9 protein-coding genes and 1 pseudogene are annotated in these 12891 nt (G+C 39.3%); 5 read left to right on the forward strand and 5 right to left on the reverse strand.

Going from position 1 to position 12891, the window contains the following annotated elements; translation table 11 throughout:
* Position 1: 1 nt before the first annotated feature.
* Positions 2–667: pseudogene (locus BTO22_RS20160) on the reverse strand (CHASE domain-containing protein); the annotation flags it as partial.
* Positions 668–982: 315 nt separating this feature from the next.
* On the opposite strand from BTO22_RS20160, the gene BTO22_RS07380 reads away from it, so the two are divergent.
* From BTO22_RS07380 to BTO22_RS07395, 4 genes are all read left to right on the forward strand, one after another.
* Entirely contained in the window at positions 983–1615 is a 633-nt protein-coding gene (locus BTO22_RS07380; protein WP_105054932.1) for a DUF2760 domain-containing protein, read from the forward strand.
* Positions 1615–3435, forward strand: coding sequence for an Hsp70 family protein (locus BTO22_RS07385; protein ID WP_105054933.1), 1821 nt, complete (start codon positions 1615–1617; stop codon positions 3433–3435). Before BTO22_RS07380 ends, BTO22_RS07385 begins: the two co-directional genes overlap by 1 nt.
* Positions 3436–3590: 155 nt before the next feature.
* A complete protein-coding gene (locus BTO22_RS07390; RefSeq protein WP_105054934.1) occupies positions 3591–6407 on the forward strand; it encodes an Hsp70 family protein in 2817 nt (938 codons plus the stop codon).
* 119 nt (positions 6408–6526) lie between these two features.
* Complete coding sequence (locus tag BTO22_RS07395) at positions 6527–6829, forward strand: hypothetical protein (protein WP_105054935.1); 303 nt, start codon at positions 6527–6529, stop codon at positions 6827–6829.
* Positions 6830–6904: 75 nt separating this feature from the next.
* On the opposite strand, the gene BTO22_RS07400 is transcribed toward BTO22_RS07395, so the two are convergent.
* Positions 6905–7378 (reverse strand): DUF2947 domain-containing protein, encoded by a 474-nt coding sequence (locus tag BTO22_RS07400; protein ID WP_105054936.1) that lies wholly within the window; start codon positions 7376–7378, stop codon positions 6905–6907.
* Between the two features lie 244 nt (positions 7379–7622).
* Between BTO22_RS07400 and BTO22_RS07405 the strand changes: the two genes are divergently transcribed.
* The gene (locus BTO22_RS07405; RefSeq protein ID WP_105054937.1) at positions 7623–8774 is read left to right on the forward strand and encodes a DUF1887 family protein; all 1152 of its coding nucleotides are present in this window, start codon (positions 7623–7625) and stop codon (positions 8772–8774) included.
* 129 nt (positions 8775–8903) lie between these two features.
* Here BTO22_RS07405 and udp read toward each other — a convergent pair whose 3' ends face one another.
* From udp to BTO22_RS07420, 3 genes are all read right to left on the reverse strand, one after another.
* Complete coding sequence (gene udp, locus BTO22_RS07410; RefSeq protein WP_105054938.1) at positions 8904–9662, reverse strand: uridine phosphorylase; 759 nt, start codon at positions 9660–9662, stop codon at positions 8904–8906.
* A 232-nt stretch (positions 9663–9894) separates the two neighbouring features.
* The gene (locus BTO22_RS07415; RefSeq protein WP_105054939.1) at positions 9895–12207 is read right to left on the reverse strand and encodes a zinc/cadmium/mercury/lead-transporting ATPase; all 2313 of its coding nucleotides are present in this window, start codon (positions 12205–12207) and stop codon (positions 9895–9897) included.
* A gap of 150 nt (positions 12208–12357) precedes the next feature.
* Entirely contained in the window at positions 12358–12774 is a 417-nt protein-coding gene (locus tag BTO22_RS07420) for a CBS domain-containing protein (protein ID WP_105054940.1), read from the reverse strand.
* Positions 12775–12891: the final 117 nt, after the last annotated feature.

Raw genomic sequence — 12891 nt, forward strand, 5'->3', positions numbered from 1 at the left:
CTTCACCTAACGATGTTGTATCCACTAAACGCTCAAAGTAACTGGTAATTCTGATTACCCCAACCATGACACCTTTTAATGATACCTTATCGTCAGTGAATACGGGATGATAAACTAACATACCTGTTTTAGGGCTATCTTGATCTATTAGACTGTCTTGTAATAAACGAACTTTATCAGAGACGCTTGGTTGGCCCGTTTTCAAGAATTCATTAACCACGTGTTGAAAACGCTCTCTTGATGAATAAAAGCCGATAAGTGGAATATTCTTAGGGTTTCTGGGGAAAATATCTGTCGCAATATAAATTGGTTCATTTTGAGGCATGATATAGCCGTAGGTTTTAGTTCGGCCTTCAGGAACAGTGTAAAGCTTTGCTAAAGGATAGTTTTTATTAATTTCAATTAGATGCTTTTTAATGCCGCTTTTTTCAACTTTTTCCATCCACTGGAGAGAAACCAAACTATTCGTTCTTAATAATAAGGAGCCTGCAAATAGTGGAAACTGAGCCCAATCTTTTTTATTACTAACTTGGTAGAAGTTTGCTCCAGCACCAATAAAGTCGACATCTTTTTCTATCAATAAAGAAAGCAAGGCTGATTGTCTATCAGCCTCTTTATAGAAGTTCTTCTGGTTATTATCCAAATCAGATAAATAAACGAACCTCATACTTAATAAACCTAGAGATAGGGCCAGTAAAAAACTGGTTATTACATAAAAGTAATTACTCTTAAACACTTTCTTCCCCACTCATTGATAACTGTTTAATTCTAATCAAATTTTAAAACTAACGAAACTAAAAGACTCCAATTTATTTTTATTACATAAATTTAGTCGATTATGCTCAAAATTACATCATTTAGCCTCTATTCCTTAACTAGAAAGCGCTTCTTTTTCTCTCTTATCCCTTGAATATGCTACTATTCACCACAATTTAGTTAAAAACGTTTGGTGTATTACACCCCAAAATATAGAGAATTAATTATGAATTTTGACGTAAATGCTATTCCTTCTACCTTCGATTTAGGTCATATCGTCCTATTCGGAACATCTGCTTTATTCGTATTACTTTATGCTATGAAAAAAGGCAAAACTGTAGAAGTTGAAAAGATTGTTGAAATTGAAAAAGAAAAGATCGTTGAAAAACCAGTTGAGAAGATTGTCGAAATCGAAAAAGTGGTTGAAGTAGAAAAGATCATTGAGAAAATCATCGAAGTTGAACCAAAAGTAAAAGCCTCAACACCTGAATCTGCTCTGCAATTATTATCTCTTTTACAAAAAGAAGCGCGTTTTATCGACTTTATGCAAGAAGACCTTAAAGGCTTTGCAGATGCAGAAGTTGGCGCAGCAGCACGAGTGATTCATGAAGGTGGCCAAAAAGTATTATCTGAATACTTCACTCTTACTCCAGTTCGTACTGAAGAAGAAGAATCTCGCTTAACTATTCCTGCTGGTTTTAACCCATCAGAAGTTCGCCTAACAGGTAACGTGGTTGGCGAAGCTCCGTTTAACGGCACACTTATCCACCGTGGTTGGAAAATAACAGAAGTGAAGTTACCAAAATTAGCTGATGGTTATGACGCAACAATCGTTGCTCCAGCAGAGGTTGAACTGTAATGGAACAAGCTAAATTCAGCATTGGTATCGATTTAGGCACAACTCACTCTGTACTTTCATACGTTGATTTACATGATGAAGATGCAAGCGTTCAAGTGATGCCAATCCCTCAACTAACCGCTCCTGGTCAAGTTGAAGAGAAATCACAACTACCATCATTTATGTATCAAGCACATGAAGCAGAATTGCTTGAAGGTGATACAAGTCTTCCTTGGACAACTAAGCCAAATGCGATTGTGGGTAACATTGCTCGTAATCTTGGTAGCAAAACCCCTATTCGTTTAATCGCTAGTGCAAAAAGCTGGTTATGTCACGGTGGCGTAAACCGTCGTGAAGCTTTTTTACCATTAAATAGTCCTGAAGAAGTGATCAAAGCATCACCTCTTGAAGTGACTAAGCGTTATTTAGAGCACCTTCAAAATGCGTGGGATTTTCAAAACCCTGAGCATCCTCTAAATGAACAAGACATTACGATTACCGTCCCTGCATCGTTTGATCCAGCAGCGCGTGATTTAACAGCAGAAGCTGCAAATAATCTTGGTTTCCGTAATCTTACATTATTAGAAGAACCACAAGCTGCGGTTTATAGTTGGATTAAAAACAACGGCGACTCTTGGCGTGACCAAGTTTCTGTTGGTGATGTAATTTTAGTGGTTGATATTGGTGGTGGTACTACCGATTTATCATTAGTTGCAGTGACTGAAGAAGAAGGCAATTTAAGCCTAAACCGTGTTGCGGTAGGTGATCATATTCTTCTTGGTGGCGACAATATGGATTTAGCTCTGGCTTATCGATTAAAGATGAAGCTAGCGCAAGAAGGTAAGCAACTTCAACCTTGGCAAATCCAAGTGATGACTCATGCTTGCCGTGATGCTAAAGAGGCGCTTCTTAACGATTCTGAATTACGTGCAGTTCCAATTGTGGTTCCTAGCCGTGGGTCAAAATTGTTAGGTAGCACACTGCAAACAGAACTGACTCAAGAAGAAGTACAGCAAACATTAGTAGAAGGTTTCTTCCCTGTTATTCCTGTTACTGAGCACCCTGTTCAATCTGCTCGTGGCGCACTGACTCAAATGGGTCTACCTTACGCACAAGATGCGGCGGTAACTCGTCATCTAGCTAGCTTCTTAACTCGTCAACAAGCAGCAACTGATGATGTATTTGGCCAACAAAACGAATCTGATTTTATTAAGCCTACTGCGATCCTTTTAAACGGTGGCGTTCTAAAATCAAACCTTCTTGCTGAACGTTTACTGGGTATTATTAATGACTGGTTAATTGATGCTGAAGCAGAAGATGCAAAACTGCTTGAAGGGTTAGACCTTGACTTAGCTGTTGCTTCTGGCGCGTCTTACTACGGTTCTGTTCGCACAGGTAAAGGCGTTCGTATCCGTGGTGGTATCGCATCAAGCTATTACGTAGGTATCGAAAGCTCTATGCCTGCGATCCCAGGAATGGAACCACCAATGGAAGCGCTATGTGTTGCTCCATTTGGTATGGAAGAAGGCTCTCATGCGGATGTTCCTAGCCAACAGTTTGGCTTGGTAATTGGCCAACCAGTACAGTTTAAGTTCTACGGTTCTACCACTCGTCGTGATGACCAAGCAGGTACACACCTTGATTTCTGGATGCCAGAAGAGCTAGAAGAACTTCCTGCAATTCAAGTAACACTTCCGGTTACTGAAGGTCGCTCTGCAGGTGAAGTTGTTCCTGTTCGTTTAGCCTCTAAAGTCACTGAACTTGGTACTCTTTATCTTGAAGCCATTGCTGCCGATAGCGGTGAGAAATGGCATGTCGAGTTCGATGTTCGTGAAGCATAATTTGAACATTATTCTTCGCTAATCACTTCTTTAAGAGTTCAGTCACCGTTATGGCGGCTGAACTCTTTTACTATGTGCCTTTGTATTTCTAGGCTGTTGCCTTCTATTTTACAGCGATTCTTTCACAACAATATTAAAATCACGTTGGAGTTTTGATGAGTTATTCTAATCGTTATTTAATTGGTATCGATCTTGGTACTACCCATACCGTTGTTGCTTATACCGATATATCTCTTGGTATTGAAATCAGCCCAATAGAGATCTTCAATATTGACCAGTTAATTGGACCGGGAGAAGTCGCTCGTAAGCCCCTACTTCCTTCGTTTCGTTATCATGCATCTCAAAGTCAGATCAGTGATAATGATTTAACTTTGCCTTGGAATGTAAAAGCAATTGATGGCGAGATAAAGAACGCAATCATTGGCGAATGGGCGCGTGAATTGGGATCAAAAGTCGAAGGTCGCCAAGTCGTCAGTGCTAAGAGTTGGTTATCTCACACTAAAGTCGATCGCACCTCTGATATTCTCCCTTGGGCAGGCGCAGAAGATGTAGAAAAAGTATCTCCGATTGTTGCTAGTGCAAGTTATTTGAACCACGTTCGTCAGTCTTGGAATTACCACCATCCAGACGCTCCAATGGAACTACAAGAAGTGGTTGTTACTGTTCCTGCTTCGTTTGATGAGAGTGCTCGTTCATTTACTATCCAAGCGGCAAAGCTAGCAGGTCTTGATAAAGTCATTCTATTAGAAGAACCACAAGCAGTTTGTTATGACTGGTATCACCATCATCAAGACACTGCAAAAGACATTCTAAAGAACATACCATTAATGGTGGTATGCGATGTAGGTGGCGGCACTACCGATTTAAGTTTAATCCAAGCGCGTTTTAATAAAGACGAATTGGCACTTGATCGTATTGGCGTTGGTGATCACCTAATGTTAGGTGGCGACAACATTGATTTAGCCTTAGCGCATTTAGCTGAGCAACGCTTAGACAGCGGTAAGAAAATGACGGCAGCCGCGTTAACTAAACTTATTCAACAAACGCGTAAAACCAAAGAACGTTTACTGTCAGCTAATGCACCAGAATCTGGCCATATCACTCTATTAGGGTCTGGCTCTAAATTATTAGGTGGCAGTCGTAAAGTTGAGTTAACTAAAGAAGAAGTACATCAAATTGCGCTTGATGGTTTCTTGCCATTAACCCGTTTTAATGAACGCCCAAATCAACGTCAAGCTGCTGTTGTTGAGTTTGGCTTGCCTTACGTATCTGATCCTGCGATCAGTAAGCATCTTGCGCAATTTTTAGATAATCATAAAGAAGTCTCAGCAAAAGCATTAGGTTGGGATGATAATGATTTAACTGCTCATCAAGATCGTGCAATTCCCGTAGGGCTATTATTAAACGGTGGCGTATTTAACAGTCCTCTCCTTGCTGAACGTTCACTTGAATTAATGAATAGCTGGAAAAGTGACACTGTCACTCAGCTATCTAATCCTCATCCAGATTTAGCGGTTGCTTATGGTGCCGTAGCTTATGGTAAAGCACGTCATGGTGCTCAATTAAAAATCGGTGGTGGCTCTGCTCGTTCATTCTATTTACAGTTAGAAGAGAAAAATAAACAACCACAAGGTTTATGTTTATTGGCAAAAGGCAGCGACGAAGGTGAAGAGATTCGCATGACAAGCCGCCGTTTTTCGTTAACTTTAGGTGAGCCAGTTCGATTCAACCTACTCTCAACGACAAAAGACCAACTTGCTACCTCTGGAATGATCACTGAGTTAGCCGATCCGAGTTTTGTTAGCTTACCGCCTTATGTCGTAACACTTGAATCAAGCAAATCAAAAGAAGAATTACACGCCAATCAAAAAGATCGTGTTGAAGTAACCTTAGCTTGCCAGTTTACAGAAGTCGGAACGATTAAAATTGAATGTGTTTCTGTAGAAGACGATTCACAACGTTGGTTAGTGGAATTTGAAGTCCGTAACCAAGCCTCTAATAAAAGCGACAACCTTGCTGACCAAATCAGTTTACCTCCCCGCCTTCCTAATGCGATTGAAAACATTAAAGAGGCCTATGGTGGTAGCAAGCAAAACCCCAATGCGATTAAAGCTTTTTCTAAAAACATAGAGAAACTAATAGGTAAACGTGAGTCATGGGATTTAATTACCTCACGTGAGTTAGCTACTGCATTGTTAGACAGTAAAAAACGTCGCCGTCGCTCAGAAAAACATGAACAGAATTGGCTAAAAATGACTGGTTTTGCACTGCGTCCTGGTTTTGGGTACCCAGCGGATGAGTGGAAAATCAGCCAAGCATGGGAAACCTACCAACAAGGCATTCAATTTGAATCAAAACAATCTTGGAACGACTGGTGGACATTCTGGCGTCGAATCTCAGGCGGATTAAACCAAGAACAGCAAGAAACCATTTTGGCTGATATTGCGAAATACTTACATCCAGGATCTTTACGTAACCCTAAAACACTAGAAGATGCGACAAACAAAAGCTATGAAGCAATGGTTCGCTTAGCAGCAGCTTTAGAGCATTTAGATGTCGAAGACAAAACTCTGATCTCAACATGGGTATTAGGCCATGCAAAAAATGACAACCAACCGCAAGTACATTGGTGGGCATTAGGGCGTATTTGCTCGAGATCTCCTTTTTATGGAAGTAAGCATAACCTTATTCCTGCAAACCAAATTGCTCAGTGGCTACCTACACTGCTAGAACAAGATTGGAAAGCACAACCAATGGCTGGTTTTGCCGCCGTTATGATGGCACGATTAACTGGTGATAGAACCTTAGATGTTTCTGATGAGTTACGAGAAAGTATTACAGATAAATTAAAAAAGAGTCGTTCTCCACAAAGTTGGATCGATCTGGTATCCAATCAACAGGCGTTAACAGAAGCAGATTCAAAACGACTCTTTGGAGATGTGCTACCTGCAGGATTACGTTTGTTGAATTAACATCATAGATGACTAATTTTCAACCATTTTTGTCAGAGGTTCGCAAACATAGAAAAATTGCCTTCAAAAAGAATTTGAATTGGGTATACTAAATTCATCACAATTTGAAGGTAATATTAATGATCCATATCGTTATTCTAGCGGTTATGGTGTTACTTTATTTTGTTGGTTGGTCTCGCTTCGGTACTCGAGAGTTACGCAATGCAGCCAAAAGGTTCAGTGAAATAATTCCTGCTCCTCAAGAGCTAGTTATTGAATGGATTATGTATAATAAACAGATATTGGATATCAATGAGTTTCAACGTTTTATCATCCATTTAAATAGAGCAAGCACTGAAGATTTAAAAGCAGAGCTAGATAGCTTTTCACACTACCTTGAGATACACGCTCCCGAGTATGTAATCTCAAGAGTTCATTCTTAATGGCTATCACTCACCAATTGAAAAAGGCTCATAGTAAATGACTATGAGCCTTTTTATTTTAACTTCAGAATAAAATTAGCTTCGAGACCCTAATTTTACTTTGCCTTTTGAATTAAACCACAATGCTTGTGACTTTTTCTTACCAATCAATATTGGCAAATCATCATAAAATAAGAAGTTTTTCCACGTTTGCTTAAACGTACCCCATGAAGTTTCAATCAGATTGTATTTCTCATAACAAAAGTAAACCGTAACATCATCAGCCCAATCAATGAACTCTAACACTTCTTCTGGTAATTCTTCGTTGTCGCTATCCCAGCGGTGCTGCCAATCAATTTCATTTTCCCATGAGCTTTTCTTCATAGGCCATTCTTTTGAACCAAAATGATCTGCAGTTGGACTGTTCGCACTAATAAAATCATTCCAAACTTGAGCTGACTTTGCTTGGGTAAATGGTTTAATTAATGATAATAATGCATCACCAACGGGCATTGATTGATGAGTAAAAATCCATTTGCGGTTGTATTCATCTAACGGTAAATAGCTCATAGTTCATTCTGTATTTAAGGCATGTATCCCTATTCTATCGTCTTTTATTATTAAGCCCAAATAAGAATATTTAATCGTGGGTTGATTTTTATCATTTACCCCTCATTACATTAGTATTGAATAAGAAACTTATACTGATCGCACAAAATAGTCTGATTAGTCTTATTTATCATAACTATAATTATCTGGTTACACATGCCTTCTACTTCTATTTATGTGTAATCACCATTACAAGGATTACTGTATGATTACGCATGTTGGCATATTAGATCAAGACCCCGTTCGCCTCATTACTCCCCTTTTAGATTTATCTGTAAAAGGAGAACACATGGTTTTTATTGGTGATGAAACGCAAAAAGACATGTTCCATCGACTAGAGAACATTCTTAAATACAAAGGGATCAGTTCTGATTTTTTTGAGATCCCAAACATCGTAGATACCCACATCATTAAAGAATCATTACAAGCACTTGCTGCTGAAATGAAAATTCACTTTAGTGATATAAAATTAAACGCCAGCTGTGGTCTTCGTCACCGTCTTCTTTCTGCCTATGAAGTCTTTCGCTCTTATCATTGGCCAATTTTTGTTGTCGAACCATTCAGTGATAAATTATGTTGGTTATACCCAGATGGACGTAAACAAAGACATGTCGCTGATAATATTAGATTAAGTGATTACCTTGCTATTTTTGGTGCACGCTGTGAGTTTTCTGAATCTGAACTCCCAGAGAACATTGATAAGCGCCTGCGTGAACTTTGCCAACGCTGGGCAAGTAATGCACTAGAATTAGGTCCAGGTTTAGCAACACTGAACTACTTAGCAACAACTTGTCGTAAAGAGCAGCGCCTTGATGTTGAGGTGACAGAGAAGCAGCAGAGTTATAAAGAACTTAATATGTTACTCACTGATCTTGTTGAAACGGGATTGGCTACTTATGAAAATGGCACATTAACCTTTGATTGCGAAGAAGCACGACGTTTAGCTAACGGTGAATGGTTAGAGATCTTAGTTCATAATACCGTGGTCGATATTCAACAATATTTACCTACGCTTCAAGATCATTCATTGAACGTACAAGTTCACCGTGAAATTGGCGATAAAGATGTTCGTAATGAGCTTGATGTGGTTAGTATTGTGAATAACAAGCTACATATCATTGAATGTAAAACAAAAGGCATGCGTGATGACGGCGATGATACCCTTTATAAATTAGAATCGTTACGTGACTTGTTAGGTGGCTTACAAGCCCGAGCTATGCTCGTTAGTTTCCGTCCTCTACGTAATAACGACATTATGCGCGCGCAAGATTTAGGCTTAGCGATTATTGGCCCTGATGAATTAGGCGATCTTAAAAAGCATCTTCTAAATTGGTTCTTAGCCGCTGGTGGTCATTAATCACCACCAAAATTATAAATAAACAATAAAAGGGCCATTAATTTGGCCTTTTTATTGGCTGCTTCAAACAAAAAATGCCGCTGATTCATTTGAACCAACGGCATCTTAGTATCTTTTTATGTTCTTCTATTATAGAAGATTACGAGCAGCTTCAATTACCACTTTAATTGAACGCGCTTCTGTTTCTTTTAGTGTTGCGTGATCTGGTGTTTCTTTTTGAGTACGGTTGATAATTACGCCCGCAACACAACCCGCACGTAAACCAGAACTTGCACACATTGTTAATAATGTTGCTGATTCCATTTCAAAGTTCAGTACGCCCATGTCTTGCCACTCTTGCATAGAGCCTTGGAAACGCTTAACAACGCGACCTGAGAACGTGTCGTAGCGTTCTTGACCTGGATAGAAAGTATCACTTGATGCTGTAACACCTGTATGTACAGTAGCACCTTGATCAACAACGGCTTTACGCATTGCAGTTGCAACATCAAAGTCAGCAACGGCTGGAAATTCCATTGGAGCAAAGTGAAGACTTGCACCATCTAAACGAACAGAACCAGTAGTCACAATCATGTCACCTACATTTACATGCGGTTGAATTGCGCCTGTTGTACCTACACGTAGGAAAGTACGAACACCCAATTGCGCTAGCTCTTCAACAGCAATAGAAGTAGATGGACCACCAATACCTGTTGAACATACTACAATTTTCTTGCCATCTAACTCAGCTAGGTACACTGTGTATTCACGGTGGCTTGCTAGAAATTTAGGGTTTTCCATTTGCTCTGCGATTTTTTGAACACGCGCAGGGTCACCAGGAATGATCGCCATTTCTGCACCTTGAAGATCTGCTTGTGTTACGCCTAAATGGAATACTGCTGCTGTCATGGTTAGCTCCTTGCGATTGTAGGGTCGCGTTAATTTAATTAGTTATATTTGATTCGATGGAGTTACTTTACCCAAACACCCAATTTATTAGTGTGATTAAGATCCCGAAAGGTATGTTGATAAATTACATTCTTGCAAATAAAACCGATTGGTATCACATAAAAATGAAAAGGCGTTCAATATCTGAACACCTTTTTTAGACTTTACTCACTTATTTATCGCCCGAATTATCCTATTTCTCTTTAAAGCGTAACAAACGAAGTGCATTCAAAGTCACAAGAGCTGTTGCACCGCTATCTGCTAATACTGCAACCCATAAACCTGTAATACCCAGTAAACTAGTTACTAAGAAGACGGCTTTTAAACCTAGAGCTAACGTAATGTTCTGGCGAATATTACTTAGTGTTGCTTTTGATAGCGCAATCATTGGCCCTAACTCTTCTAAACGGTTATGAGTTAATGCTGCATCTGCTGTTTCAAGAGCAACATCCGTTCCTCCGCCCATCGCGATACCAATAGAAGCCGTTTTCATTGCCGGTGCATCATTAATACCATCACCAACCATTGCCGTTTTAGCTTGCACTGTTAATTGCTCAACATACTTCACTTTATCAGATGGCAATAAACCTGCTTTATAATCAATATTTAACTCTGTTGCAATTGCTTTGGCTGCTCGCTCATTATCACCTGTCAGCATGATTGGTTTGATACCTAATTTAACTAGTTTCTCAACGGCTATTTTCGCATCTGGACGAAGTTCATCACGCCATGCAAGTAACCCTGATATCTGCTCATTAATTAGTACTAGTACCGCCGTTTTTCCTTGTTGTTCTAAGAATGCAATTTGGCTTTCAATTTCAGGAACAACTTCACCGTCAAACTGCTGAGGTGCATAAAGTGCGATTTGTTTTTCATCAACAAATCCTTTGATCCCTTTACCTACAACTGTTTCACGCTCACTCGCTTCAATTACTGTTAAGCCTTGTTCTTGCGCCTTGATAACAACGGCTCTTGCTAGTGGGTGCGATGATCCCATTTCTACTGCAGCTGACTGGAAAAGAATACTCTCTTCTGTTTCTGCTTCCACCAAAACACGAATATCAGTTAACACCGGTTTACCTTGCGTTAAGGTCCCCGTCTTATCAAAAGCAATATTTTGGATATGACCTAACTCTTCTAATGCTGCACCACCTTTAATTAAGGCTCCACGTTTTGCTGCAGTCGCAAGACCTGAAGTAATCGCTGCTGGTGTTGATATTACTAATGCACAAGGACATGCGATTAATAGCATAGCTAAACCACGGTAAATCCAAGTGTCCCATGATTGACCAAACATCAATGGTGGAATAATGATAACTAATAAAGAAAGCAGCATCATCGCAGGTGTGTACCAACGACTAAACTTATCAAGAAAACGTTCTAACGGTGCTTTACGTGATTCCGCTTCTTCAATCAAGTGCAGAATACGATCTATCGCATTCTCACCTTGCGCAGAAGTGATCTCGATTTCAATGACACGATCATTAACAATCGATCCAGCCATTAGTGGAGCATTTGTTCTTTTATCAACAGGAACAGATTCACCAGTTAACGCACTTTCATCAAACGAAGCAAATTCAGAAAGCAAAACAGCATCAGCAGCTAAGCGATCTCCAGGGGATACTTGAACTTTATCGCCTACATTTAATTCTGATGCAGGCACTTCTTCTTTAGTTCCATCACTCTTAATTCGAATCGCAGTATCTGGCACTAAGTCCATTAATGCTTTAACACCGCTTCTTGCTTTGGCTGACGCATAGCCTTCTAATTGTTCACCTAACATAAACAATAAGATGACCATCGCCGCTTCAACCGTTTCTCCAAGATAAACAGCACCAATTGCAGCTACTGTCATTAGAGTTTCAATTGAGAATGGTGACCCATTTATCGCTAAACGAATTGCTTTACGTCCAATTGGAATTAATCCAAATAGACCTGCGATAGTAAAGGCGATGGTACCTAACTCTTTATTTACTAAATTAATACCCGTTGCGATAACTAAGAAAGCAACTAAGGTTAATAACAATATATTCTTTTTCCAAAACGGCTGATCTTCATTCTCTGATGTGTTTTTTGAACCTATATCAGATAACGGAAAACCCGTTGTTTTCGCAACACCAATCACTTCTTCAAAGACGGATTCAGAATGTGTTCTCACCGTTAATTTTTCAGTCGCAAAAATAACGTTAGCATCGGCAACATCTGGAATTGCAAGAATCGCTTTTTTTAACTTAGCTGCACAACTTGGACAGTCCATCTCTGCGATCAACCAGCTTCGCGAGAAAGTCGTCGTATTTTTTTCTGTGGAAAGAGTCGAAACTAAGGGGTCTGAATCTCCTGGTTCAGAGCTGCAGCATGAATCCGATTCATTATTATCAATATTACTGCAACACTCTGAAACGGCGCTTTCAGCCTTAATCGCTGTAATTTTTGGCGCAGCACAACATGAACTTGATGGGTTATGTTTATGCTCGTGGCTATTGGTTGTTTTATGAGTTGTACACATGAGATGATCCTTTCTTATTGTTAGGTATTAATTTACTCTCAAGATTAACTATAGACCTTAGAGTTAACTCCAAGGTCAAGAGTAATTTTATTCAGATATAAAAAAAAGACACCTAAGTGCCTTTTAAAAGATAGATTAGAGAAAAGATTATTAAACTGGGTGCTTAAAGCAATGTCCAATCGATTCACTTATCGCTTGCAATACATTACGTCGAGTAATAATACCTACCAATTTCCCATTCTCTACTACAGGGTAAATTTTAGGTTTATTTTCAGTCATATTTTGCGCTAAATCGATGATAGTATCTTCTGGAGTTACCGTAAGTACCTCCTTTCTCATTACATCACTAACAACATGTGTATCTTGACAATGATAACTAACACCAAGCAGTGACTTAATCAAATCTTGTTCTGAAATAAAACCAATCACTTCTTTTTGCTCATTAACTACCGGACCACCGATATGCTGCGAAGTAATAAATTGATCTAAAGCCGCAGCTAATGACATATCCGCAGTCAAATAAAGAGGTCGTGCGCTCATGTATTGTTTTACTTTTTTATTTTCCATCATAGCCCCCTAACGTGCTATCAATCAGTTTTAATAGGTTAAGTGTGGACCATTTTTGAAAAAATGCGAAATCACTCTTTCCTATCTCTGTGATGGATGAAACCTATTAAGAAAAAA

Source organism: Aliivibrio sifiae, from assembly GCF_002954705.1.
Classification (GTDB): domain Bacteria; phylum Pseudomonadota; class Gammaproteobacteria; order Enterobacterales; family Vibrionaceae; genus Aliivibrio; species Aliivibrio sifiae_A.

What these genes read in the sequence shown, in the direction of transcription:
- BTO22_RS07405 (WP_105054937.1), top strand. Translation starts at nt 7,623, where the DNA reads ATGATTACGCATGTTGGCATATTAGATCAAGACCCCGTTCGCCTCATT.
- BTO22_RS07380 (WP_105054932.1), top strand. Translation starts at nt 983, where the DNA reads ATGAATTTTGACGTAAATGCTATTCCTTCTACCTTCGATTTAGGTCAT.
- BTO22_RS07385 (WP_105054933.1), top strand. Translation starts at nt 1,615, where the DNA reads ATGGAACAAGCTAAATTCAGCATTGGTATCGATTTAGGCACAACTCAC.
- BTO22_RS07395 (WP_105054935.1), top strand. Translation starts at nt 6,527, where the DNA reads ATGATCCATATCGTTATTCTAGCGGTTATGGTGTTACTTTATTTTGTT.
- BTO22_RS07420 (WP_105054940.1), bottom strand. Translation starts at nt 12,774, where the DNA reads ATGGAAAATAAAAAAGTAAAACAATACATGAGCGCACGACCTCTTTAT.
- BTO22_RS07415 (WP_105054939.1), bottom strand. Translation starts at nt 12,207, where the DNA reads ATGTGTACAACTCATAAAACAACCAATAGCCACGAGCATAAACATAAC.
- BTO22_RS07390 (WP_105054934.1), top strand. Translation starts at nt 3,591, where the DNA reads ATGAGTTATTCTAATCGTTATTTAATTGGTATCGATCTTGGTACTACC.
- udp (WP_105054938.1), bottom strand. Translation starts at nt 9,662, where the DNA reads ATGACAGCAGCAGTATTCCATTTAGGCGTAACACAAGCAGATCTTCAA.
- BTO22_RS07400 (WP_105054936.1), bottom strand. Translation starts at nt 7,378, where the DNA reads ATGAGCTATTTACCGTTAGATGAATACAACCGCAAATGGATTTTTACT.